The organism is Kocuria rosea subsp. polaris, assembly GCF_001483755.1.
GTDB lineage: Bacteria > Actinomycetota > Actinomycetes > Actinomycetales > Micrococcaceae > Kocuria > Kocuria cellulosilytica.
Genome location: NZ_LQBK01000017.1, coordinates 1 through 22706, shown reverse-complemented (window position 1 = coordinate 22706; position 22706 = coordinate 1). Strand labels below are relative to the sequence as shown.

The following is a 22706-nucleotide window of genomic DNA, read 5'->3' as shown; positions in this document are numbered from 1 at the left end:
GGTGACCCCGGGGCTCAGGTGAGGTCGCTGATCAGCCGCGCCAGGATGTCGTTCATCGCCAGCAGTCCGATGAGCTCGTTGCCCTGCACCACCACCAGGCGGTTGAGGCGGAACCGGGCCATCAGCGCCGCCGCCTGGTTCACGGAGAGGTCCTCGCCGACCGTGACCACCGGCTTGACGGCGGCGTCGTAGACGTTGAGCAGGTCCACGTCCCCCTCCTCCGCCACGATGGTCTGCAGCAGCTCGCTGTAGCTGAGCAGCCCGTAGCCGTCGTGCGGGTGCTGCGGCTCCACCACCAGGCTCTTGACCTGACGGGTGCGCATGGTCGTCAGCGCCTCGCGCAGGGTGCTGAACGGGGAGATGGTGATGACGTCGCGCACCATGACGTCCTGGACGGTCAGCACGGGGATCCTCCTGGAGTTCTCGGACGGGGTTCGGACGGGGTTCGGACGGGGCTCGGACGGGGCTCGGGCAGCGGTCGGCTCAGGCGCCCTCGCGGCGCATGTGCTCCTCGAACCGGGCGACCTGCTGCATGTCGATGCCGGTGAGGTGGTCGATGGGCACGGAGAAGGCGATGCCGCGGGAGCCGTCCTCGTCGATCAGTATGTCGTGCAGCACCTTGAGGATGGGCGTGGCCAGGTGCGTGCCCACGACCATCAGGAGCACGGTCTGGGACCCTTCGAACGTCAGGCCGAAGAACGTCCGCTTGGCCCCGCCTCCGATGCCCTTGCCCGGGAGGATGGTCACGCCCGTGGCCCCGGCGCGCTGGGACTGCTCGATGACGGTCTCCTCGAGGTCCTCGGGGGCGATGACCACCACGGCGGTGAACTTCATGTCGGCTCCTTCTGCGGTCGGGAGATCCTCTCCAGGATCATGGCGTACCCGAGCACGGAGATGATCGGGAAGATGGAGGCGAAGGCGATCAGGCCGAAGCCGTCGATCAGCGCGTCCCGGCCCTCGATCGAGCTCGCGAGCCCGATGCCCAGGGCGGTCACGAGGGGAACGGTGACCTCCGAGGTGGTCACGCCCCCGAGGTCGAAGGCCAGGGCCACGATGTGCTTCGGCGCCAGCAGGACCAGGGCGATGACCACGGCGTAGGACGCCATGATCACGTAGTGCAGCGGTGCTCCCACGAGGATGCGGTAGACGCCCAGGGTGATGCCGACCGCCACGCCGACGGCCACGACGATCCGGAGGACGGATCCCCTGATCCTGCCGGGCGAGGCCGCCTCGGCCTGCTCGCCGATGGCCACCAGGGCGGGCTCGGCCATGGTCGTGGCGAAGCCGATGAGCAGGGCGAAGAGCAGGATGAGGGCGGGCGCTCCGCGCTCGATCAGCTGCTCCGCCATCATCGTCCCGATCGGGAACAGGCCGAGCTTGAGCCCCACGACGAACGCATAGAGCCCCACGAGGACCATCACGAAGCCCACGGCGACGCGCAGCGGGTGGGACAGCCGGCGACGCAGGGCGACGTACTGGAAGAACAGGACCACGAGCACCATGGGCAGGACGTCCCGGAGCATCTGCGCGAGTCCCAGGACGTGCTCCAGGACGGGGTGCACCGGGGTGTCCCCGGACGCGCCGGCGCCGACGGGCGCGGCGTCGCCGACGGTGTAGACCCAGATGCCGTAGAGCTGCACGCCGATCATGGGCACCATGACGCACAGGGCCACGAGGCCGAACCCGTCCGTGAGGGCGCTGCGGCCCCGGATCGAGTTGGCCAGACCGATCCCGATGGCGGCGATGAGGGGGACGGTGACGATGTTCGTGGTGACGCCGCCGGAGTCGTAGGCGAGGCCGACGATCTCCGGGGGCGAGACGTACGTGACCACGAGCACGAGCGCGTAGCCGGGGATCAGCAGCCGCTGCACGGCCCAGCCCCGGAGGATGCGCAGGATCCCGAGGACGAGCACCGCGCCCACGGACACGGCGACGACGAGGCGCAGCGTGAGGGCGTCGACGCGCCCCTCGCTCACGAGCTCGGCCTGCGCGGCCACGGCGATCAGTGCGGGCTCGGCGACCGCCGCGGCGAAGCCGATGGCGAAGCCGAACGGCAGCAGCAGACCCAGGGCACCGCGGCGGGCGAACTGGTTGGCCAGGTTCTTGCCCACGGGGAAGACGCTCAGGTCCAGCCCGTGCAGGAACAGGGCGATCCCGGCGCCCACGACCAGCAGCCCGGCCACGAGCTGCAGGGGCCGGTCCGGGGCCTGCCGGAACACGGCCAGCTGGAACACCACGACCACCGCCACGATGGGCAGCAGGCTCCGCAGGGCCCTGAGGAACTCCCGCGAGAACTGCGTGACGTGCTCCATGGGCGCTGCCGGACCTCCTCCGGGGGATCCGCGGACGGGAGTGTGTCCTGTCAGTCTCCCGCGCTGCGCCGGTGGCCGTCTACCGGGTGCGGCCGGCGGCCCCGCCGGCCGCCTCGTCGCCGGACTCGACGCCGGCGAGCTCCTCCTGGGAGCCGTGCCCGGTGCGCGCCCGGGTGCGGGCGTCGACGGCCAGCAGGGCGAGGACGACGACGCAGCCGGCCGCGGCCGCGAGCAGCTGGACCCACCAGTCCCCCTCCGGGGAGAGCAGCGTGCGGTCCTCGAGCTGCCACGGCCACAGGGTGCGCAGGGCCCCGAGCATGAGTCCCGTCAGCGCCAGCATGGTGACGCGGTGGTGGTGGTCGAGGAGCCACTGCAGGCCCTTGACGATGACCACCATGCCCAGGGCGGCGCCGAGGAAGAACAGGGACAGGTAGCCGAGGTCGAGCTCGTCGACGGCCCGCAGCGTCGGCTGGTAGAGCCCGATGGTCAGGAGCAGGAAGGAGCCGGAGAGCCCGGGCAGCAGCAGCGCGGACACCGCGACCATGGCCGCGAGCACGACGAGCAGCGGCGCGGGCGCGACCGTGGTGGGCGGGATCGACACGAGCACGAACGCGAGCGCCGCCGCGAGCGCCACCACGGCGGCGTCCCGGGCGCGCAGGGGCCCGCCCGCCAGGCGCAGGGGCACCCCGACGGAGGCCAGGACCATGCCGAAGAACAGCGCCCGCATGGTCACCGGGTACTCCTCGACGAGGTGGCTCATGGGCCCGGCCACGGTGAGCAGGGCCGCGACCATGCCGAGCACCACGGGCACCACGATGCGCCAGTGGACCAGGGCCAGGTGGTGGCGCACCCCGGCGGCGCGGTCGGGCCCGAGCAGTGCCCGCTTGCCGGCGGACACCACGTGCCCGGCGGAGTTGATGAGCTCGTCGTAGATGCCGACCACGAGGGCCACGGTGCCGCCGCTGACCCCGGGGACGGTCTCGACCACGCCGATGAGGGCGCCGCGCACCACGTTGCCGGGGATGCTGCGGCGGGGCTCACCGGCGGGGGCGGCGGTCGTGGTGGTGGTCGGCGGGGACGAGGGCCGGTCCGGGGGCGACGAGGGCGTCACGGGTGCTCCTGGGCAGGGGAAGAGGGGACGCCTGCCAGGGTACCGGGGCGGGCGCCCGTCCCGGCGGCTCCTGGCGTGCCGTCGGCCACTCGTGCGTAGACTGGCCCGACCGCACGCGCCCCCGACCCAGGAGCCCGCCATGAGTCCGAACCACGTCGGTTTCGCCCTGATCCTGCTGGCAGCGCTGTTCCTGGTGGGGAAGTGGCTGCGGGTCCGGGTGCGGTGGATCCAGAAGATCTTCCTGCCGAGCTCGATCATCGCAGGCTTCCTGGCTCTGCTGGCCGGCCCCCAGGTCCTGGGCCGGATCGGTGAGGCCGCCGGCGTCGGCTGGCTCGCGGACGGGGGCGTCTTCACCCCGGAGATCCTCGAGGTCTGGGCCACGCTGCCCAGCCTGCTCATCAGCGTGGTGTTCGCGACGCTCTTCCTCGGGGCGTCCATCCCCGGCCCCCGCCGCGTCGCCCGGCTCGCGGGCCCGCAGCTGTCGGTGGGTCTGGCCTTCGGCTCGGGCCAGTACGTCGTCGGCCTGCTGCTGGTGATCGCGGTGCTCGGCCCGCTGTTCGGGATCTCCCCCATGGCCGGGGCCCTCATCGAGATCGGCTTCGAGGGCGGTCACGGGACCGCGGCCGGGATGCGCCCGGTGATGGAGGAGCTGGGCTTCGCGGACGGCGCGGACCTGGCCCTGGGCATGGCCACGATCGGCCTGGTGGGCGGCATCGTCATCGGGATCGCCGTCATCAACTGGGGCGTGCGCACCGGGCGCACCAAGGTGCTCAAGGGCAACGTGGAGCAGTCCGTCGAGGAGCAGAAGGGCCTCTACCGGCGGGACGAGAACATCCCCGCGGCCATGATGACCTCCCGGCCGGCCTCGATCGAGCCGCTCACCCTGCACGTGGCCGTCGTGGGGATCGCCATCCTCATCGGCTACCTCATCCTCACGGCCCTGCAGTGGATCGAGCAGGCGCTGTGGGCGGACACCGTGGAGCTGCTCGCGTTCGTGCCGCTGTTCCCGCTCGCCATGCTCGGCGGGGTGGTGGTGCAGCTGGTCATGGACTGGCGGGGCATCGGCCACCTGCTGGACCACCAGATGATGCTGCGCATCCAGGGGCTCGCCCTCGACTTCCTGATCCTGGCCGCGATCGCGACCCTGTCCCTCACCGCGATCGCCGCGAACTGGGAGGTCTTCCTGGTCCTGTCCGTCGCCGGTGTCGTCTTCTGCACCGGCTTCCTGCTCCTGTTCGTGCCCAAGGTCATCCCCGACTACTGGCTCGAGCGCGGCATCGCGGACTTCGGCCAGTCCATGGGCGTGACCGCCACCGGCCTCATCCTGATGCGCATCGCCGATCCGCACGACGAGAGCCCTGCGATGGAGGCCTTCGGCTACAAGCAGCTGTTCTTCGAGCCGTTCTTCGGCGGCGGGCTGATCACCGCCGCCTCGGTGCCGCTGATCTACCAGTTCGGCCCGTGGCCCCTGTTCATCGCCATGTCGGTGCTGTTCGTGATCGCCCTGTTCGGCGGCATGGCCTACCGCCGCCGGCTCGTGGCGACCGGATCCGCCGACGCCGTCCACGCCCGGCAGGCCTGAGCGGTCATGAGCGACGTCGTCGTCGCCACCGAGCACGGGCGGATGCCCGCCCACGTGGCGGTGCCCGACGGTCCGGGGCCGTGGCCCGGCGTGGTGCTCGTGCACGACTTCACCGGGATGAGCCAGGACCTGCGCCACCAGGCGGAGTGGCTGGCGGGCGAGGGGTTCCTGGCCGTCGCCCCGGACCTCTTCCACTGGGGCGGGCGGCTGCGCTGCCTGCGCACGATCATGAAGGACATCGGTGCCCGCCGGGGACGCACGTTCGACGACGTCGAGGCGGCCCGGTCCTGGCTCGCGGAACGCCCCGACTGCACCGGCCGGATCGGGGTGATCGGCTTCTGCATGGGCGGCGGCTACGCGCTCGCGCTGGCCGCGGAGCACGGCTTCTCGGCCGCGAGCACGAACTACGGCGGGTGCCCCGCGGGCGCCGAGCAGTGGCTCCCGAGCGCGTGCCCGATCGTGGGCAGCTACGGCGGGGCGGACACCACGCCCCTGGGCGGGGACGCCGGCCGCCGCCTGGAGGGCATCCTCACGGAGCTCGGGGTGGAGCACGACATCAAGATCTATCCCGGCGTGGGCCACGGCTTCATGAACGACCACGACCCCGAGGACTTCTCCCCGGTGCTGCGGGTCCTCGGCCGGTTCAGCCGCACCGCCTACGACGACCCCGCCACCCAGGACGCCCGGCGCCGGATCGCCGCGTTCTTCGACCGGCACCTGCGGGAGCGGACCGGCCCGGACGTGCCGCAGGGCACCGCCGGCTGAGCCCGCGGGGGCGCCGGCGGGGCCCCCGCGACACGGATGACGGCGTGCGACGGCGGAATTCATGACGTGGTGATGTTCACGTTCCCGGCCGGGACGTCCGTCACAGATCGCCGCCCTGCACGGGCGCGGACAACCGGTGCGGGTTGCCGGCCGGGAGAGGGTGTGACGAAGCTCAAGACGTCCGGGGCGTTTGTCAAATCGGCGCGTCCGCGCAGGTCGCCCGGGACGGTGCACCATGGAAGGTGTACACAGACGAACACGTGATGGGAGGTGGCGACATGACCGCTGCTGAGAAGTGGATGACCGATCTGAGCCGGATCCGGCCCGGTGACCGGCTCGAGATCTGGGACGAGTTCTACGAGAGCTGCATCGGCACCGTGGGGCAGGTCTCGCACCCCCTGGGGGTCCTGTGGATCCTCGAGGCCGGCACCGGGGTCCGCCGGCTGTTCTCCTTCGAGGGGTGCCGCCTGCGCCCCGCGCCCCTGGCCCTCGCGGCCTGACCGGACACGGTCCACGACGCCCGATCGGGCCGGTTCCCGCCGGCGCCCGGTCGGGCGTCGTCGTGCCCGGCCGGGGCCCGCACGGCAGGATGGACCCATGAGTATCCTCATCGGCCTGGACATCGGCGGCACCTCGACCCACGGCCTGCGGGCCGAGGACGGCCGCCCGGCGCGGGAGGCCGTCGGCGGCAGCGCCAACGTGCAGAACGCCAGCCCCGAGGAGGCCTCCCGCGCCCTGGCGGGCGTCCTCGGCGAGCTCGGGGCCTCCGACGCCGACGTGGTCGTGGCGGGGGCCGGGGGCGTCGACACGCCCGCGGACGCCGAGGCGCTGCGCGCGCTCATCGCCCCGCACACGGGCGCGGCGCGGATCGTCGTCGTGCACGACACCCGGCTGGTCCTGGCGGCCGGCGGGTGCAGCACCGGCATCGCGGTCATCGCCGGCACCGGCTCCGCCGCGTGGGGCACCACCCCGGACGGCCGGGAGGCCCGGGCCGGCGGCTGGGGGCACCTGCTGGGCGACGAGGGCAGCGGCTACTGGCTGGGCCGCGAGCTCGTCCGCCGTGCCCTCGCCCGGCTCGACGACGGGCTGCGCCCCGACGCCCTGGACCGCGCGGTGCTGGCGCACTGCGGGCTGACCGAGCCCGGCCTGCTCATCGAGCGCTTCCACGGCGGGGCGGACCGCGGGCACTGGGCCGGGCTCTCCCGGGTCGCCTTCGAGGCCGCGGCGCACGACGACGACGCCCTGCGGCTGGTGGACCGCGCGGCCGGGGCCCTGGCCGACCTCGCCGCCACCGTGTCCCGGCGGCTGGAGCTGACCGGCCCGGTGGTGGTGGGCGGCGGTCTGGCGCGGCACCAGCCGCTGCTGCGCGAGCGGCTGCGGGAGGCGGCCGCGGCCCGCGGGCTGGGCGAGCTGCGGGTGCTCGAGCGCGATCCCGTGCACGGCGCCCCGGCCCTCGCGGCCCGCCGGTGAGCGAGGGGCGCGGCGGAGCCCTACCCTGAACGGGTGACCACCCTCGCTCCCGCCCGCCGCCCCGGGCTGCGGCCGACCGTCTACGTGCTGGCCGCCGTCGTCTCCGTCCAGTTCGGCGGGGCCCTCGCCGCCGTCCTGGTGCCCCTGATCGGGGCCTCCGCCACGGTGACCATGCGGCTGCTCATCAGCGCCGCGATCATGCTGGCCGTCATCCGCCCGCGGCTGCGCGGCCGGTCCCGGCAGGCGTGGCGGTCCGGCCTGTTCTTCGGGGCGGCCCTGGCGGGCATGAACTTCGCGTTCTACCAGTCCCTGGCCACCCTCCCGCTGGGCGTGGCCGTGACCATCGAGTTCCTGGGCCCGCTCACCCTCTCGGCGGTGCTCTCCCGCCGCCCCCGGGACGTCCTCGCCGTGGTGGCGGCCCTGGCCGGGATCGTGCTCATCTCCGAGGCCCTCACCGTGCCGTGGGCGGAGCTGGACCTCGCCGGCATCGCCTGGGCGGCCCTGGCCGGGGCGGGCTGGGCCGCCTACATCCTGGGCAGCCGCTCCGCGGGCCGGCACTTCGACCGGCTGGACGGCCTGGCCGTGGCGCTGGTCGTGGCCGCGGTCCTGGTCACCCCCGTGGGCGTGCTCACCGCCCACGCCCCCGCCCTCACGTGGGCCGTGCTGGGCGCCGGGGCGGGGATCGCGATGCTCTCCTCGGTGGTCCCCTACTCCCTCGAGCTGCTGGCGCTGCGCGCCATCCCGCCCAAGGTCTTCGGGATCCTGCTGAGCCTGGAGCCCGCGGTCGCCGCCCTCGCCGGGCTGCTGGTGCTCGGCCAGGGACTCACCGGCCCCCAGCTCGCGGGCATGGGCCTGGTGGTGGCCGCGAGCGCCGTGGTCATGGTCGGCGGCGGCACGCCCGAGCTCGGGGCGGACCCCGCGACGGACGCCGCGCCCGGGACGGACGCCGAGCTGGACGCCGGGCCCGGCAGAAAATGATCAGCCCCCTGTTCAAAACCTGATCTCCCGTGATGGGATGGGTCCATGGAAGCCAACGAGATCATGGACCGCATCCGCTCCGCCCGCGACCACGCCCTGGAGCAGGAGCGCGAGGAGCGCAGCAACATCGCCTCCGCCGACACCGCGGACAAGCAGGGCGCCGCGAGCGTGCGCCTGGCCACCCGGCAGGCCGTGCGCGAGGCCTTCGACGACATCCTCGGCGAGAGCTCCGACCCCGAGCAGGACGGCTGAGCACCCGGGTGCCCGGACCCTCGGACCACGGCGCGCCCGCACGCGATGAAGAGGCCGCCCGGAGCGGACCTGCGGCCCGCACGGCCGTGGTCGGCGCGGGCATCGTGGGCCTCGCCGCCGCCCACGCCCTGCGCGCACGCGGCGCCGACGTCACCCTCTACGAGTCCGGACCGCCCGGCGGCGGACAGTCCGCCGGGCAGGGCCGGATCTTCCGGCACGCCCACGAGGACCCCCGGCTGGTGGCGCTGGTCGCCCGCAGCCGGGCCCTGTGGCGGGAGTGGGAGCAGGAGTTCGGCCTCGAGCTGATCTCCCCCGACGGCGCCGTGGCGATCGGGGACGGGGTCGAGGACAAGCTCCGCACCCTGGAGCCGTTCGAGGAGATCCCCGTGCGGCGTCTCGCGCCCGAGGAGCTGCACGAACGGCTGCCCCTCCTGGCCGCCTGGACGGGCCCGGCGATGCTCGACGTCGACGGCGGCGCCATCCGCACCCTCGCCGCCGTCGCGGCGCTCACGGACCGGCTCGAGGACGCGATGCTGCGCGAGCACGTGCTCTCGGTGCGGCGCACGGACGCCGGACCGGTGGAGGTGCGCACCGGCACCACGTGCGAGACCTACGACCACGTGGTGCTGTGCGCTGGCCGGGGCACCGCCCCGCTGGCCCGCGGCGCCGGGCTCGACCTGCCCGTGGAGGTGGGCGCGCACGTCCGCCTCACCTTCGCGGTGACCCCCGGCGGGCCCGCCGGCCGCGGCCTGCCGACCTTCCAGGACGGCAGCGGGGCCTTCGGGGAGACCGGCGTGTACGCCGCGCCGTACCCGGACGGCCGCCACTTCTCGGTGGGCCTCAGCGCCGACACCCCCGCCCGTCCGGACGGCGGCCTCGCCGACCCCGCGGCGCTCGCCGCCCTGGCCGACCGGACCGTGGCCTACGTGGAGCGCGCCCTGCCCGGGCTGGACCCGCGCCCGGTGGACCACGTGCACTGCTGGGTCACCCGGCTGCCGTGGGGCGACGACGGCGTGGGGATCTGGTCCGGTGACGGGCTCACCGCCCTGGCCGGGCACAACCTCTTCAAACAGGCCCCGGCGCTCGGCGAGGCGCTGGCGGAGACCGCGCTGACCGGCGCCGTCCCCGGACACCTCCACCACGGGCAGCAGCTGGGCCGCTCGGCCGGCTGACACCGCCGGGCCACGCGGTGGTGGCCGCCGGCGCGGATCGGCGTAAGGTCACCGGAGGTGCCCCGCGAGCAGACGGGAGACGTCCGGTGCCGTTCATCCTGATCCGCCTGGTCCGCCGGCTCGGCCGCGTGCAGGCCTGGGGGCTGCCGCTGCTGATCATCCTCACGGTGTTCCTGACCAGCTGGCCCCTGATGGCCTGGGCGGAGCCGCCCGAGAACACCATCACCGCCGCGGAGAACTACTGGTGGTGGTTCCTGGTCACCGCGTCCACCGTGGGCTACGGCGACTTCTTCCCCACCACGCTCGGCGGCCACCTGGTCGGCGTGTACGTCATCGTCGGCGGCATCGCCACGCTGACCACCGTCTTCACCAGGATCGCCACCGCGATCGAGACCGCGAAGGGACAGCGCATGAAGGGCCGGATCGAGCTCGACATCTCGGACCACCTGGTGATCCTCGGCTACACGCCCGGCCGCACGGAACGGCTCGTCGAGGAGCTCGCCGGGGACGGCACCGGGCCGATCGCGCTGTGCGCGTGGGAGGACGTGCCGCAGCACCCGATGTCCGAGCACGCCGGCGTCGAGTTCGTCCGCGGCGACCTCGCCGACGAGGCCGTGCTGCGCCGGGCGGGCCTGCACCGCGCGGCCCGCGTCCTCGTCGACGCCCGCGACGACAACGAGGCGCTCACGCTCACCGTGGCGGTCACGCACGTGCGCCCGGACGCCCACGTCGTCGTGACCCTGCGGGACATGGGCCGGGCCCGGAACTTCTCCTATGTCGACGACGACGTGCGGTGCGTGCAGTGGCACTCGCCGCGCCTGGCCACCGAGGAGCTGCAGGATCCGGGCATCGCCGCGGTCTACGCCGAGCTGATGACCCACGGCGGGCGGAACACCTACAGCGCCCGGCTGCCCGCCCGGCTGGCCGGCAGGGGGTTCGGGCGGGTCCAGGAGGCCCTGGGGCGCGGTTTCGGCGCCACCGTGCTCGCCGTCCAGCACCGGGGCGAGCTGCTCGACCCGAGCTGGGAGACCCCGCTGCCGGAGGACTCCGTGCTGTACTACGTGGGCCGGCGCCGCCTCACGGCGGAGGAGATCGCCGACACCTGCTCGGCCTGAGGCCGGCGGCCGGTCCCGTCGGCGCGGTCCCGCTAGCGCGTCCGAGCGGCCCCCTAGCCTGGAACGTGTCGGAGGTCACAGTCCCCGGTGCCCGGTCCCGGGTCCCGCCGCAGACCGCCGGCGGCTCCGCCGCACCCGTTCCCCGGAAGGACCCTCGCCATGACCACGCACATCGAACCCTGGCCGGCCGGCACACCCTGCTGGGTGGACCTGATGGCCTCGGACCTGGGCCGCACCCAGGCCTTCTACCGCGACGTCCTGGGCTGGACGTACACCGACTCCCAGCCCGAGTACGGCGGCTACTGCAACGCCCTGCTCGGCGACCGGGCCGTCGCCGGGCTCTCGCCCACCATGGAAGGCATGGCGGACGCCCCGCACGCGTGGTCGGTCTACCTGGCCACCGAGGACATCGCCGTCCACGCCGCGCGGGCGGCCGCGGCAGGGGCCACCCCGCTGTTCGAGCCCATGCAGGTCGCGTCCTTCGGCTCCATGGGGATGTGGACCGACCCCACCGGGGCGTCCTTCGGGATGTGGCAGGCCGACGAGCACACCGGCTTCGAGGCCTCCGCGGAATCCGGCGCGGTGGCCTGGTGCGACCTGATGACCGGCGACCCGGCCGGCGCCCAGGACTTCTACGCGAAGGTCTTCGGCTACACGTACCAGGACATGGGGGACGAGACCATGGCCTACGCCCTGTTCACCGTCCCCGGCGGGCAGATGCCCGCCGGGGGCATCGGCGGCCCCGACCCCCGGGCCGGTGACACCCAGCTCGGCTGGTCGGTCGCCTTCCAGGTCGAGGACGCCGACGCCGCCGTGCGGCGCGTGCGCGAGGCCGGCGGGTCGGTCGACCAGGAGCCGTTCGACTTCGAGTTCGGGCGGATGGCGGTCGTCGCCGGACCCGACCGGGAGGTCTTCGCGGTGATGACCCCGAAGGAGGAGATGTAGGCGCCGCACCGGGGCGTCTCAGCTCCGGTCGAGACGCCCCGGCGCCGCGGCGACCGGCCGGGTGCCGGCCCGACCGGGAAGCGCGGAGAACTCCACGTCGAGCCGCAGCAGGACGGCTCGGAAGCCGGCGTTGTCGGCGCCACGGATGGGTCCGCCGCGTCCCGGACCGTCCGTGCGCCCTGTTCTACGATGAGCCCATGCGTCCAGCACCGAGCGTGCGCGAAGTCCAGGAGCCCTGACATGACACCGGCCATCCGCGTGCACGGGCTCGTGAAGGACTACGGGCGCACCCGTGCCCTGCACGGCGTGGACCTCGAGGTGCGGGTCGGGGAGGTGTTCGGCTTCCTCGGCCCCAACGGCTCGGGGAAGTCCACCACCATCCGGGTGCTCATGGACCTGCTGCGCCCCACGGCGGGCAGCGTCGAGATCTTCGGCACCGCCCCCGCCGCCGGTGGGCCCGGGCTGCGCGCACGGATCGGCTACCTGCCCGGTGAGCTCTCCTTCCCCGCCCGGATGAGCGCCGGGGAGTACCTCGCCTACCTCGCGGCCCTGCGGGGCGGCCGGGGCCGGCGGCGCACCGGCGAGCTCGCCGAGCGGCTCTCCCTGGACCTGTCCCGTCCCCTCCGGGCGCTCTCGAAGGGCAACAAGCAGAAGGTCGGGCTGGTCCAGGCGTTCATGCACGATCCCGAGCTGCTCGTCCTGGACGAGCCGACCAGCGGCCTGGACCCCCTGCTCCAGCGGGAGTTCCTGCTCCTCGCCCGCGAGGCCGGCGCGAGGGGCGCCACGGTCTTCCTCTCCAGCCACATGCTCCAGGAGGTCGAGGAGGTCGCCGGACGGGTCGCCATCATCCGCGAGGGCCGGGTGGTCGACCTCGACGACGTCCGGGCCCTGCGGGCCCGCGCCGGGCAGCAGGTCCTCCTGCGCTTCGCCGAGCCGGTGCCGCTGGCGGAGTTCGCGGACCTGCCCGGCGTGCAGGACGCAGCCCTCGACCCCTCCGACGGCACGACGCTGAGCTGCCTGCTCCGCGGCGACCCGATGCCCCTGCTGACCGCGGCCGTCCGGCACCGCGTGGTCCGCTGGCAGGCCGAGGACCGTGAGCTCGAGGACCTGTTCCTGGACTTCTACCGGCGGCCGTTCCCCTCCACCGCCCCGGCACCGCCCGCCCCCTCGGACCGGCCGGCGCCGGGCTCCGCGGCCACGCGCCCGGGGGGCGTGCGATGACCGGCCGCGGCGGGACCGTTCTGGCCGGGGTGCTGCGCACCAACCGGCGGTCGCTGCTGCTGTGGGCGCTCGCCGTCGCGGCCGTCACGGCCCTGTACACGGCGTTCTACCCGAGCGTGGGCGGCGGCCAGATGGACGCGATGCTCGAGTCCATGCCGTCGGAGTTCATCACGGCGATGGGCTTCGACAGCATGACCACGGCGGCCGGCTACGTCACCTCCACGGTGTACTCGCTCCTCGGCGCCGTCCTCACCCTGGTGTGCGCCATCGGGCTGGGCGCGCGCCTGATCGCCGGGCAGGAGGAGGACGGCACGCTCGAGCTCGAGCTCAGCGCCCCCGTCTCGCGGCGGAGGATCTACGCCGAGCGGCTGGCGGCGCTGTGGCTGACGGTCCTGGTGCTGGTCCTCGCCCTCACCGCCGCCCTCGGTGTGCTCTCCGCCGCGCTGGAGCTCGGCCTGTCGGCCGTGAACGTGGCGGCGGCGAGCGCAGGCCTGCTCCTCTTCGGGGGTGCCCTGGGCACCGTGGCCTTCGCGGTGGGAGCCGCGACCGGCCGGCGCGGGACCGCCCTGGGAGCGGCCGCGGCGGCCGCGGTCGCCTCCTACCTGCTCAGCTACCTCTCCCCCATCGCGGAGGCGCCGTGGATGGAGCAGATCTCGCCCTTCCACTGGTACATCGGCGCCGAACCCCTGGCCACCGGATTCGACGGACCGGGGCTGGCGCTGCTGGCCGCCCTCGCGGTGCTGGTGGCGCTCGGCGGCGCCGTCGCCTTCGCGCGGCGCGACCTCATGGTCTGAAGGCACGGGCCCGCACCGCCCCGCGGGCCCGTTCGGCGGGCAGGACCCGGCTCCGCCCGGTCGGGCCCCGGCGGGCGGAGCCGGGTCCGGCGCGGAGCTCGGGCGGAGTCGGGGCTCAGGACTCCTTGGGGATGATGATCCACAGGGCGATGTAGACCAGCTCCCCCACGCCCACCAGGCCGAAGACGATGAAGCCCAGGCGCAGGAGGAACTTCGGCAGTCCGAAGCGGGCCGCGAGGGCCGCGCAGACGCCGGCGATGAGCTTGCCGTTGCGGGGGCGGACCAGTGCAGTTCTCATGCCCGGATTCTACCAACGGCCTCCGGGACACGCCCGGGCGCAGGGCCGTCCGGACGGGCGGTGCGGACGGCCCCGGACAGGCGTCAGAGGTCGACGACGCCCTTGTCGCCCTTGATGGTGTCGCCCGTGACCTTGGCCTTCACGAGGTTCGCCACCTGCGTGACCTTGCCGCCGCCGGGGGTGTCCCAGTACTCGGCGGAGCGGCCGGTGACCTCGATGAGGACGTTGTCCGGGTTCTCCGGCCCGCCCTCGAGCCAGGAGCCGGTGAAGCTGTCCCACAGCTCTTTGAGCTTCGCCTCGTCGTTGAGCACGAGCGCCGTCCCGGTCAGCGAGACCCAGGCGCCGTCCCCGGCGTAGGCGACGTTCACGGAGGGCCGCTGCTGCAGGTCCTGGACCTGGTCCGAGGTGCGCTCGGCGATGAAGTAGACGGTGCCGTCGAAGTCCACGTCCTGCGTGGCCATCGGCTTGGAGATCAGGTTCCCGTGCTCGTCCGCGTGGGTGAGCATGGCGATCCGGGTGTTCTTGATGAGCTCGCGCACCTTGACGGTGCCGTCGTCCTGGTCGGTCATGGGGAGGTCCCTTCTCTGTTCGACAACTCTGTTCGACAACTGGGCTGGTCGAGAACCGGGCCGGCCGACAGCTGAACCTGTCGACGTCCGCGCTGCGGATCCGCGGCACGGACGGCCAGTCTACGAACACCGGGCGCATCGCACGAGGGGTGCCCCGGCGATCGGTCACCGCTAGGTTGGAGCTGACACCGCCCCGAGGCCAGTTCCACCAGGAAGGACCGCCCCATGCAGCAGCTCTCCGCCGTCGCCCTCGTCTGCACCCTGACCCCCTCGCCGAAGCCCTCGAGCAGCGAGCTGATGGCCCGGCACGTGCTGGACCAGCTCGAGCAGCACGGGGTGCGCACCTCCTCGGTCCGGGTGGTCGACCACGACGTGAAGCCGGGCGTGCAGGTGGACATGGGCACCGGCGACGAGTGGCCGGCGCTGCGGCAGCAGGTCCTGGACGCCGACATCCTGGTGCTCGCGACCCCCATCTGGATGGGCCACCCGTGCAGCATCGCCCAGCGGGTGCTCGAGCGCCTCGACGCGGACCTCGCCGAGACCGACGAGCAGGGCCGGCCCATCATGTACGACCGGACCGCGATCGTGGCCGTGGTCGGCAACGAGGACGGCGCCCACAAGACGATCGCCGACATGACGCAGGCCCTGAGCGACATCGGGTTCACCGTCCCGGCGCAGGCCGGGACGTACTGGGTGGGCGAGGCCATGCAGTCCGTGGACTACCAGGACCTCGACCAGGTGCCGGAGAAGGTCGCGGCCACCACGGCCGGGGCCGCCCGCAACGCCGCGCACCTGGCGCGGCTGCTGCGCGCCGAGCCGTACCCGGTGGCCTGAGACCGGCTCCGGGGTCTACCGGTCGCCCGGGGTCTCGGACGCGGCCGGGACCACCGCGTTCCTCGCGGTGCTGACGGGCAGGTTCACGGGGCACGCCATCTGCCCGGCGAGGCGGTGGACCACGGCGAACGCGCTCAGGGCCAGCGCCAGCACCCCCAGCCACGGCTGGACGGGAGCGAACCACGTCATGGCCCCGGTGGACCCCAGGGCCAGGAGCGCGAGCTTGTTGCAGACCGGACAGCCCACGGCGAACCAGGCGGCGAACGTGCCGGCCGCACCCAGCCGGGCGCTGCGGCGCTCGCCGGACTCGACGGCACGGGCCACGGTGGCCGCGGCGACGTCGTCGTCGGGCAGGGGGGTCCCGCCGGCGACGGGCGAGACGTAGGAGGCCACGAGGACACCGGTGAGCGCCGAGGTGGCGAGCCAGACGGGGTAGTTCCACCACACCGGCGGGATCTCGCGGCTGAAGACGCTGTTGGGGATGAGCGCGGTGGCCAGGCCCAGGACCAGGGCGGTGGCGAGGCCCGCGAGCACGGCCACGCCCCACTGGCGCGGGCCCCACAGGCGGAGGGCCTGGGCGGCGGGACGGAGGCGCTGCGTCATGGGCGGGGAGCCTTTCGATCGGACGGGGGGTTCCCCCCACTGTGTCGTGGATCGCGGTCCCGCACCAGCGCGGGGACCAATCGCACCAGCAGCACCATCCCCACGAGCTCGACCAGGGTCTGGGTGACGACGACGAACGGCGTGAGCGCGAGCCGCTCCGGCAGCGCCAGGGCCAGGGGCAGCACCACGAGGGAGTTGCGGGTGGCCCCGCCGAAGACCAGGGCCCGGGAGGACGGCACGTCCAGGCGGGCCAGCCGGGCGGCGAGGACCCCGAGCGGGACCATGAGCAGCAGGAAACCGGCGTAGAGCGGCACGACCGCCGCGAGGTCGGTCAGCTGCTCCCCCACCCCGCGCACCTGCGAGGCGATCACGGTGAACAGGGTGAGGGCCATCAGCGGCACCATGGCCGCGGTCGTCGCGGCCCCCACCCGCCGGGCCGCGGCGGAGCGGGACGCCGCCCGCTGCACGAGCGCGGCCGCGGCGAGGGGCAGCAGGATCAGGAGCACGAACGCCTGCGCGAAGGGCCCGAGCTCCACGGGGGCGACCGCCTCCGGACCGGCGAGGAGCAGCAGGTAGGCCGGCAGGAGCAGCATCTGCGCGAGCATCAGCAGGGGGGCCGCCGCCAGCAGCCGGTCGGCGGCGCCGCCGGCGAGGCCGGTGAAGACGATGACGTAGTCCACACAGGGGGCCAGCAGCACCAGCAGCACGCCCAGCAGCAGCGCCTCGTGCCCCGCGACCGCCCGGGACAGTCCGAGGACCACCACCGGGACCACCACGAAGTTGAGCACCAGCAGCGCCGCCAGGAAACGCAGGTCCGCGAAGGCCCAGCCCAGCGAGGCGAACGGGACGGCCAGGAACGTGGCGAACAGCAGCAGCCCGAGGATCGGGGTGATGGCCGGGGCGAGCGCCGGCGCACCGGGCACCGCCCAGCCCACGAGGACCGCGGCCGCGATGGCGGCCAGGTACACCGCCACCTGGTGGCGCTCCGCCCACCCGGCGGCTGTCGACCCGTTCACCCGTCCCAGCCTAGGGGCAGGGCTCCGGCGGCACGGGAGCGCTCCGCACGGGGAGCCGGCCGTCAGCAGGAGGGGCGGCACCCCGGATCCGGACCGGCACGACCGGATTACGTCAGTGACATGTTCGCTAATGCCTGTTCGACTGCTACAGTCTGCCCCAGCCGAATAAGGCAAGGCTCACCTAACCCGTCCTGTACGTCACTCGTCCGAAGGAAGAAATGACCATGCCCCTGTCACGACCGATCACCCTCACAGCCGTCCTTGCCTTCCTGCTCCTGACAGGCTGCGGCACCGAGGAGGCCCAAACCCCCAGCGCCGACACCACGAGCGAGAACACCGCCGCCCCGGAGACCACCGACGCCGCCGCGGCCGGTGCGGTGCCCGAGGGAGTCGCCGCGCAGTACGCCACCCTGTCCGAGGAGGTCGAGGCCGAGGGCGGGCGCACGACCTCAGGAGACTGGGAGGTCGCCTACATCGTGGAACCGGCCGAACCCTGGTTCGAGACCACGGGAGGGGAGCCGACGCTGCGCGAACCCGCCGAGGGGGAGACCCACCACCTGGAGATCATCCCGATCGAAGCGGCCACCGGCCGGATCGTGCCCGAGGTGCCGATCCGCCTGGAGGTCCTCGATGACACCGGCGAGGTCGTGGACGAGAAGGAGCTGATGTTCTTCAACGCGGAGTTCTTCCACTACGCGAACAACTTCAGCATCCCGGCCGAGGGCGACTACACGCTGCGGGCCACTGTGCAGCCGCCGCAGTTCACCCGCCACGGCGAGAACCCCGAGGAGCTGACCCTGCTGGATCCGGTGACCGTCACCTTCGACGACGTCCGCCTGGAATCCGCCGGCTGAGGCCCCGCGGACTCCGCCGGCCACGGCTGGAGCGGCACCGCCGGCTCCCTGGCGCCCCCCGCACGGGGACACCGAGGAGAGGTCACCACGGGGAGGACAGGAGAAAGGGGCGGGACGGCCCCCCAGCCGTTCCCGCCCCTCTGTTCTCCGCCTCAGGACGGACGCCCACCCACGGTGGCGGATCCCCCCGGATCCGTTGTGCTGCCCGCCTGTCCCAGAGCTCGAGGGGTCTTGGAAAACGCCCTCTCACCAGGAGCGTCGCTCATCCCGTCCCTCGAGGCAAGACCCCCGGGGTGCCGCGCATTCACAATCGGAAGCAAACGTGTGTGATCGCGAACACATGGGCGTCCGCCGACGCGGTCCGGCACCGCCCCCGGACCCCGATCAGCTCACGCGGTAGCCTCGAGGTCGGACGAACGGCACGAGCGGCGCTGTCGGTTTCTTCGCCCCGGTGCACCGATGAGCAGTCGGGCCGAGCGCGTCGGAACGCCGATTCCGCTGCGGCCGGCAGCGGCACCGGGACACGCCGCAGAACCTGGAGGCATTCATGACACTCTCCGCGGGCCACCGGATCGGGCTGGCCGGAGCGGCGGTGGTCGGGGTCGCCTTCGGCATGGCCCGCTACGCCTACGGTCTGACGCTGCCCGGCATCCGGGAGGACCTGGGGCTCTCCGAGCTGGTGCTCGGCCTGGTCTCCAGCGCCACGTTCGCGGGCTACCTGGCCGGGCTGCTGCTCGCGGGACGACTGGCCGCTCGGCACGGTTCGCGCGCTCCGACGACCGTGGGCGGGGTCTGCGGCACCGCGGGGGCGGTGATCGTGACCTTCGCGCAGTCCCCCTGGCTGCTCGCCGTCGGGGTCGTCCTGGCCGGCAGCGCCGGCGGCTGGGTCTGGGCGCCCTACTCCGACATCGTGACCCGTGCGGTGCCCCTGCGGCAGCAGCCCAGGGCCTTGGCGATCATCACGACCGGCACCAGCGGCGGACTGCTGCTGCTGGGCGGGCTGGCCGTGACGGCCGCGCTGGGCTCCTGGCGCCTGGTCTGGGCCGGCATCGCCGTGGCCGCGGTGGCCGCCGCGGTCGTGAACCTCCGCCTGGTGCCGCGCACCAGGCCGGCCGCGCGCCCGGACGGACCGGGCGGCGCCTCCTCCCTGGTCACAGCGCTGCGCGTCCCGGGCGCCTACTCCGTCGTCTACTTCGCGGTCGTCGTCATCTACTTCACCTACGCCGCCGACGCCCTCGGCAGCGGCACCCTTCCGGCGGCGGCCGTGCCTGCCCTCTACGCGGTCATCGGCCTGACCGGCATGGTGGGCGTGACGACCGGGGCCCTCGCGCAGCGGATGGGCAGCGGGCGGGTGGCCGCGCTGAGTCTAGTGACGGTCGCCGCGGCGCTGGCGCTGCTCGGGCTGGCCGCCGACTCCCTGGCCGCGACGATGGTCTCGGCGTGCATCTTCGGTGTCGGGTACATGACCGGATCGGCGGTGCTCGCCGTCTGGACCGCCGAGCTGGTGCCCGACCGCGCCGGGGCGGCGTTCACGACCTGCCTGGTCGTGGGGGCCTTCAGCTCGGTCGCCGCACCGGCCGTCGCCGGCGCGGTCATCCCCGGCCTGGGCCTGGGGACCCTGCTCGTGCTCACCGCCGCGGTGGCGCTGCTCAGCGGAGCGGCGCTGCTGCTGGTGCAGGGGAGCTTCCGGAGGGCGGCCGTCGGCGAGACCAGCCCGTGAGCGCCAGCATCCACCGGGCTGCGCGCCGCCCGACTGGCGGCGCGCAGCCCCGGGGTGCTCGCGGACCGGGTGCAGGCCGTCGTCGAGCAGCGCTGCACCCTCGTCCTTTCGCGATCGAGGGAACAGAGGCGTTCGCCGGTCTCTCCCGGTCCGCCGGCCCGCGGGGCACTGATGCGCCCGGCCGGGGCCTCACCTCATGCGCCGGCAGGCGGGCTCGCTCGTGTAGGTGAGGATCACCTCGTCGTCCTCGGGGCGTTCCCCGAAGGCGCGACGGGTGGCGGCGGCCAGCACCGCGGTGACGACGGCTTCGTCGTCCTCGGGCCGTTCCCGCTCGCGGCTCCAAGGACTCGGGGAACCCCCGACTCCGGTGACCGGTGGGGTGCTGGGCCGGGACTGCTCGAGAGGTCGGAGCTGGAGCCCTCCAGGGCCCTCGATGGGGCCCTCGATCTCCGGCGGCGCAGTAGGAGTGGATCCGAAGTGGATGCTGGTGGTCGTGGTCATCGCGCTTCCCTACGTCGTTGTAGTGGTGTGCTAGGGCGGTCTCCACCCGCGCAGGGTGTGAGGACTCCGGTGGAGTGCTCCGCCTCCCGGATCCCCAGGTCCGTCACTGGGCCCGGGGATCTCGGCGGTCCGGGTGGAACCGGGCGTGCTGGTGGACGCCGAGGACTGCGAGAGTGGCAGGCGACGCACCGGTGTGGCTTCGCGTTCGCCCGCAGGTGCCCCTGACCCTAGTGAAGCGGATCCTGGCGCGGAACCACTCGACGAAATATGTCGTTGCATCGGCGCGCGAGAACGGGCCGGAACGTGCTGGAGCACGGGCCGCCGTCGCCCTGCAGCCGGCCCGTGGTCCCGTCGGCGGGTCAGGACTGCCGGGGCGTGGCCGGAAAGCGTTCCTCGTAGGCGGGGACCAGGGCGGGGTAGTAGTCGCGCTCGAAGTCGATCGCCGCGACGTCCCCACCCGTCTCGGCCGCCACGAGGCGGTCCAGGTAGTAGTCCCAGCCCGGGCCGATGTTGTGCCCCCACCCCGGCTCCGGGAGGACCTGGCCGAAGTGCAGCGTCGTACCACCGTCGTCCTCGGTGAGCCGGAACTCCACTCGCCAGTCGTGGTCCTGTCCGTCCAGGCCCTCACTGCGGGCGCGTGTGCGCAGCAGCCGCGGCGGCTCGCAGGCCTCGATGTGATGCTCTTCCTCCGGCATGCCGTCCTCGGCGGTCATCCGGAAGGTGACGCTGCCGGAGGCCGGGTCCCCGGTCCACGTGCCGATCCAGCGCTCGAGGCGTTCGGGATCCGTGACGGCGGCCCACACGTCCTCGACAGGAGCGCTGAAGTGGCGGGTGAACACGATCCACTCACCGTCCTGGCGGGTCTCGGGCCGGCCGGTGGCCTGTGGTGCGGTCATCCTGCGTCCTTCCTCTCGGTGCGGGCCGGCCGGTCCTGCCGGCCGGCGGCGCGGTCGCGGCTGGTGCGGCGGACCTCGAGGTCGAGTCCGTCCAGGACGTGCTCCGGGATCCGCGGTGTCCGGCCGCTGAGCTCCTCGAGCAGGACGGCGACCGGCTCCAGGGCGGAGGGCACCAGGGTGTAGTGGCGCTCGCGGCCGTGCGTGGCCCCGGCCACCAGGCCCGCGTCGCCGAGCACCTTCAGGTGCCTGCTGACCGCCGGGCGGCTGATGTCGTGATCGGCCGCCAGGTCGACCACCCGGGCCGGCCCCTCGGCCAGCCGCCGCAGCAGGGCCCGCCGCACCGGGTCCCCCAGAGCCGTGAACACGTCCACGGCATCTATGGTAATCCCGAAGTTACCAATTCGCCAGACATCCTGGACGAGACCATCAAGAGGCTCCCATGCCCGCTCACCGGGAGGCATCTCGCGTCGCCGCGCGCTCGGGCTGTGCTCAACCACCTCGTGCCCGGCAACTGGCCGGTCGAGAAGCGGCGGGAGGCCGGGGAGAACTTCTCCGGGGAACTGATCATCAGCGAGAACTTCGACTCCAACGTCATCGGCTGACCGCCGAACGAGCCCGGGCGGCCCGGGAACGCTCTGAGCCCCGACAACCTCCCTAGATGAGTAATTCCAAGGGGTGGGGGTCTTGGCGGGATGGGGCGAGGGTGCCCAGAATCGGCGTTGCTACCCGTGTCGCCGAACCCCTGGAGGTCCGTCGTGGACGCCGATCTGGACACCCTCGCCACCGCACTGTACGTCACGGCCGATGACTTGTTGAAGGCCCATTCCGACCGCGCCCCGCACCGCCCACCGACCGGGATCGCACCGCGGATCACGGACGCGGAACTGATCACCCTGGCCGTGCTCCAGGCCCTGGGCGGGTTCACCAGCGAGGCCCGCTGGCTGCGCCACGCCGGGGTGCACCTGCGCCATCTGTTTCCGCACCAGCCCCAGCAACCCGGGTACAACAAACGCCTGCGGGCCCTGACCGACACGATGGCCTGGCTCATCGGGGTCCTGGCCGCGGACACGACCATCGCCGGTGACGACGTGTGGCTGGTCGACTCCACCCCGGTGGAGTGCGCCCGGTCGAGGGAAACGGTCAAACGCTCGGCCCTGGTGGGGTGGGCGCAGTACGGCTACTGCGCCTCCCACTCCCGCTACTTCTGGGGACTGCGCCTGCACCTGGTGGCCACTGTGCACGGGCTGCCGGTGGGCTGGGCGCTGACCGGGGCGAAGGCCGACGAGCGGGTGGTGCTCACCGAGATCCTCACCGGCACGCCCGGGCTGACCGATGCGCACCGGAGCCGGCAGCTGGTGATCGCCGACAAGAACTACTACGGCAAAGCGTTCGAGACCGAGCTGGAGGAGGCCGGGCTCGAGCTGCTGCGCCCGGCCCGGGCGGGGGAGGCACCCCGTCCCGGGGCCCGGTTCTTCAAGCCCCTGCGCCAGATCATCGAGTCCGTCAACAACACCCTCAAGGCCCACCTGGACCTGGAGCGCCACGGCGGACGCACCGTCCGTGGCGTCTGCGCCCGGATCGCCCAGCGGCTGCTGGCCCTCACGACCGCGATCTGGCACAACGACCGTCTCGGCACCGGGGTCCGTCGATCCCTGACCGCCTACGACCACTGACCACCCCTTGGAATTACTCATCTAG

Annotated in this window: 26 protein-coding genes; 15 read left to right on the top strand and 11 right to left on the bottom strand. The window is 73.4% G+C overall.

The features are described from left to right. Positions 1-14 precede the first annotated feature (14 nt). The 4 genes from AVL61_RS09420 to AVL61_RS09405 all read right to left on the bottom strand — a co-directional run bounded on the left by AVL61_RS09420 (position 15) and on the right by AVL61_RS09405 (position 3423). Entirely contained in the window at positions 15-404 is a 390-nt protein-coding gene (locus AVL61_RS09420; RefSeq protein WP_157571368.1) for a CBS domain-containing protein, read from the bottom strand. 79 nt (positions 405-483) lie between these two features. Continuing rightward, positions 484-834: a P-II family nitrogen regulator gene (locus AVL61_RS09415; RefSeq protein WP_058874091.1), complete on the bottom strand. Its 351-nt coding sequence runs from the start codon at positions 832-834 to the stop codon at positions 484-486. Continuing rightward, positions 831-2312, bottom strand: a complete 1482-nt coding sequence (locus tag AVL61_RS09410; RefSeq protein WP_058874090.1) for a DUF1538 domain-containing protein — start codon at positions 2310-2312, stop codon at positions 831-833. The genes AVL61_RS09415 and AVL61_RS09410 overlap by 4 nt, the downstream gene beginning before the upstream one ends. Before the next feature lie 79 nt (positions 2313-2391). Next, on the bottom strand, positions 2392-3423 hold the full coding sequence (locus AVL61_RS09405; protein WP_058874089.1) for a DUF368 domain-containing protein: 1032 nt from the start codon (positions 3421-3423) through the stop codon (positions 2392-2394). A 139-nt stretch (positions 3424-3562) separates the two neighbouring features. Between AVL61_RS09405 and AVL61_RS09400 the strand changes: the two genes are divergently transcribed. The 11 genes from AVL61_RS09400 (at position 3563) to AVL61_RS09350 (ending at position 13717) form a co-directional block, all read left to right on the top strand. Beyond that, positions 3563-5005: a sodium/glutamate symporter gene (locus tag AVL61_RS09400; protein ID WP_058874088.1), complete on the top strand. Its 1443-nt coding sequence runs from the start codon at positions 3563-3565 to the stop codon at positions 5003-5005. Positions 5006-5011: 6 nt separating this feature from the next. Beyond that, positions 5012-5770, top strand: a complete 759-nt coding sequence (locus AVL61_RS09395; RefSeq protein WP_058874087.1) for a dienelactone hydrolase family protein — start codon at positions 5012-5014, stop codon at positions 5768-5770. A gap of 278 nt (positions 5771-6048) precedes the next feature. Next, the gene (locus tag AVL61_RS09390) at positions 6049-6270 is read left to right on the top strand and encodes a hypothetical protein (protein WP_058874086.1); all 222 of its coding nucleotides are present in this window, start codon (positions 6049-6051) and stop codon (positions 6268-6270) included. A 97-nt stretch (positions 6271-6367) separates the two neighbouring features. Next, positions 6368-7240, top strand: coding sequence for an N-acetylglucosamine kinase (locus tag AVL61_RS09385; protein ID WP_058874085.1), 873 nt, complete (start codon positions 6368-6370; stop codon positions 7238-7240). 33 nt (positions 7241-7273) lie between these two features. Then, entirely contained in the window at positions 7274-8218 is a 945-nt protein-coding gene (locus AVL61_RS09380) for an EamA family transporter (RefSeq protein ID WP_058874084.1), read from the top strand. Positions 8219-8263: 45 nt separating this feature from the next. Next, positions 8264-8470, top strand: a complete 207-nt coding sequence (locus AVL61_RS09375; RefSeq protein ID WP_058874083.1) for a hypothetical protein — start codon at positions 8264-8266, stop codon at positions 8468-8470. An 8-nt stretch (positions 8471-8478) separates the two neighbouring features. Beyond that, positions 8479-9642 (top strand): NAD(P)/FAD-dependent oxidoreductase, encoded by a 1164-nt coding sequence (locus AVL61_RS09370; protein ID WP_231738360.1) that lies wholly within the window; start codon positions 8479-8481, stop codon positions 9640-9642. A 17-nt stretch (positions 9643-9659) separates the two neighbouring features. Next, the gene (locus AVL61_RS09365) at positions 9660-10757 is read left to right on the top strand and encodes an ion channel (protein WP_331457107.1); all 1098 of its coding nucleotides are present in this window, start codon (positions 9660-9662) and stop codon (positions 10755-10757) included. 159 nt (positions 10758-10916) lie between these two features. Beyond that, positions 10917-11702 carry a VOC family protein gene (locus tag AVL61_RS09360; RefSeq protein WP_058874080.1) on the top strand — a complete coding sequence of 262 codons (786 nt, stop codon included), beginning with the start codon at positions 10917-10919 and terminating at the stop codon, positions 11700-11702. 240 nt (positions 11703-11942) lie between these two features. Continuing rightward, complete coding sequence (locus AVL61_RS09355) at positions 11943-12923, top strand: ABC transporter ATP-binding protein (RefSeq protein WP_082697057.1); 981 nt, start codon at positions 11943-11945, stop codon at positions 12921-12923. Continuing rightward, positions 12920-13717: an ABC transporter permease subunit gene (locus tag AVL61_RS09350; RefSeq protein ID WP_058874079.1), complete on the top strand. Its 798-nt coding sequence runs from the start codon at positions 12920-12922 to the stop codon at positions 13715-13717. Before AVL61_RS09355 ends, AVL61_RS09350 begins: the two co-directional genes overlap by 4 nt. Before the next feature lie 115 nt (positions 13718-13832). On the opposite strand, the gene AVL61_RS09345 is transcribed toward AVL61_RS09350, so the two are convergent. After that, the gene (locus tag AVL61_RS09345) at positions 13833-14015 is read right to left on the bottom strand and encodes a PspC domain-containing protein (RefSeq protein ID WP_058874078.1); all 183 of its coding nucleotides are present in this window, start codon (positions 14013-14015) and stop codon (positions 13833-13835) included. Positions 14016-14098: 83 nt separating this feature from the next. Then, positions 14099-14584: a pyridoxamine 5'-phosphate oxidase family protein gene (locus AVL61_RS09340; protein ID WP_058874077.1), complete on the bottom strand. Its 486-nt coding sequence runs from the start codon at positions 14582-14584 to the stop codon at positions 14099-14101. Between the two features lie 225 nt (positions 14585-14809). Here AVL61_RS09340 and AVL61_RS09335 point away from each other — a divergent pair, with 225 nt between their 5' ends. Continuing rightward, on the top strand, positions 14810-15418 hold the full coding sequence (locus AVL61_RS09335; RefSeq protein WP_058874076.1) for a flavodoxin family protein: 609 nt from the start codon (positions 14810-14812) through the stop codon (positions 15416-15418). 15 nt (positions 15419-15433) lie between these two features. Here the strand turns inward: AVL61_RS09335 and AVL61_RS09330 are convergent, their stop codons facing one another. Next, entirely contained in the window at positions 15434-16021 is a 588-nt protein-coding gene (locus AVL61_RS09330; RefSeq protein ID WP_058874075.1) for a hypothetical protein, read from the bottom strand. Next, complete coding sequence (locus tag AVL61_RS09325) at positions 16018-17046, bottom strand: bile acid:sodium symporter (RefSeq protein ID WP_157571374.1); 1029 nt, start codon at positions 17044-17046, stop codon at positions 16018-16020. The genes AVL61_RS09330 and AVL61_RS09325 overlap by 4 nt, the downstream gene beginning before the upstream one ends. Positions 17047-17261: 215 nt before the next feature. On the opposite strand from AVL61_RS09325, the gene AVL61_RS09320 reads away from it, so the two are divergent. Next, positions 17262-17891 carry an iron transporter gene (locus AVL61_RS09320; protein ID WP_082697065.1) on the top strand — a complete coding sequence of 210 codons (630 nt, stop codon included), beginning with the start codon at positions 17262-17264 and terminating at the stop codon, positions 17889-17891. A gap of 547 nt (positions 17892-18438) precedes the next feature. Beyond that, a complete protein-coding gene (locus tag AVL61_RS09315) occupies positions 18439-19611 on the top strand; it encodes an MFS transporter (protein WP_058874072.1) in 1173 nt (390 codons plus the stop codon). 189 nt (positions 19612-19800) lie between these two features. Here the strand turns inward: AVL61_RS09315 and AVL61_RS09310 are convergent, their stop codons facing one another. The 3 genes from AVL61_RS09310 to AVL61_RS09300 all read right to left on the bottom strand — a co-directional run bounded on the left by AVL61_RS09310 (position 19801) and on the right by AVL61_RS09300 (position 21379). After that, positions 19801-20112 carry a hypothetical protein gene (locus AVL61_RS09310; protein ID WP_058874071.1) on the bottom strand — a complete coding sequence of 104 codons (312 nt, stop codon included), beginning with the start codon at positions 20110-20112 and terminating at the stop codon, positions 19801-19803. A gap of 359 nt (positions 20113-20471) precedes the next feature. Next, entirely contained in the window at positions 20472-21008 is a 537-nt protein-coding gene (locus AVL61_RS09305) for an SRPBCC family protein (protein ID WP_058874070.1), read from the bottom strand. Further along, positions 21005-21379: an ArsR/SmtB family transcription factor gene (locus AVL61_RS09300; protein WP_058874069.1), complete on the bottom strand. Its 375-nt coding sequence runs from the start codon at positions 21377-21379 to the stop codon at positions 21005-21007. The genes AVL61_RS09305 and AVL61_RS09300 overlap by 4 nt, the downstream gene beginning before the upstream one ends. 384 nt (positions 21380-21763) lie before the next feature. Here AVL61_RS09300 and AVL61_RS09295 point away from each other — a divergent pair, with 384 nt between their 5' ends. Next, positions 21764-22681, top strand: coding sequence for an IS982 family transposase (locus AVL61_RS09295; RefSeq protein WP_058874068.1), 918 nt, complete (start codon positions 21764-21766; stop codon positions 22679-22681). The last annotated feature ends 25 nt before the right edge of the window (positions 22682-22706 follow it).

Coding starts and splice junctions, on each gene's coding strand:
- AVL61_RS09415 (WP_058874091.1), bottom strand. CDS start 834: ATGAAGTTCACCGCCGTGGTGGTCATCGCCCCCGAGGACCTCGAGGAG.
- AVL61_RS09410 (WP_058874090.1), bottom strand. CDS start 2,312: ATGGAGCACGTCACGCAGTTCTCGCGGGAGTTCCTCAGGGCCCTGCGG.
- AVL61_RS09400 (WP_058874088.1), top strand. CDS start 3,563: ATGAGTCCGAACCACGTCGGTTTCGCCCTGATCCTGCTGGCAGCGCTG.
- AVL61_RS09395 (WP_058874087.1), top strand. CDS start 5,012: ATGAGCGACGTCGTCGTCGCCACCGAGCACGGGCGGATGCCCGCCCAC.
- AVL61_RS09390 (WP_058874086.1), top strand. CDS start 6,049: ATGACCGCTGCTGAGAAGTGGATGACCGATCTGAGCCGGATCCGGCCC.
- AVL61_RS09385 (WP_058874085.1), top strand. CDS start 6,368: ATGAGTATCCTCATCGGCCTGGACATCGGCGGCACCTCGACCCACGGC.
- AVL61_RS09375 (WP_058874083.1), top strand. CDS start 8,264: ATGGAAGCCAACGAGATCATGGACCGCATCCGCTCCGCCCGCGACCAC.
- AVL61_RS09360 (WP_058874080.1), top strand. CDS start 10,917: ATGACCACGCACATCGAACCCTGGCCGGCCGGCACACCCTGCTGGGTG.
- AVL61_RS09355 (WP_082697057.1), top strand. CDS start 11,943: ATGACACCGGCCATCCGCGTGCACGGGCTCGTGAAGGACTACGGGCGC.
- AVL61_RS09350 (WP_058874079.1), top strand. CDS start 12,920: ATGACCGGCCGCGGCGGGACCGTTCTGGCCGGGGTGCTGCGCACCAAC.
- AVL61_RS09345 (WP_058874078.1), bottom strand. CDS start 14,015: ATGAGAACTGCACTGGTCCGCCCCCGCAACGGCAAGCTCATCGCCGGC.
- AVL61_RS09340 (WP_058874077.1), bottom strand. CDS start 14,584: ATGACCGACCAGGACGACGGCACCGTCAAGGTGCGCGAGCTCATCAAG.
- AVL61_RS09335 (WP_058874076.1), top strand. CDS start 14,810: ATGCAGCAGCTCTCCGCCGTCGCCCTCGTCTGCACCCTGACCCCCTCG.
- AVL61_RS09330 (WP_058874075.1), bottom strand. CDS start 16,021: ATGACGCAGCGCCTCCGTCCCGCCGCCCAGGCCCTCCGCCTGTGGGGC.
- AVL61_RS09320 (WP_082697065.1), top strand. CDS start 17,262: ATGCCCCTGTCACGACCGATCACCCTCACAGCCGTCCTTGCCTTCCTG.
- AVL61_RS09315 (WP_058874072.1), top strand. CDS start 18,439: ATGACACTCTCCGCGGGCCACCGGATCGGGCTGGCCGGAGCGGCGGTG.
- AVL61_RS09310 (WP_058874071.1), bottom strand. CDS start 20,112: ATGACCACGACCACCAGCATCCACTTCGGATCCACTCCTACTGCGCCG.
- AVL61_RS09305 (WP_058874070.1), bottom strand. CDS start 21,008: ATGACCGCACCACAGGCCACCGGCCGGCCCGAGACCCGCCAGGACGGT.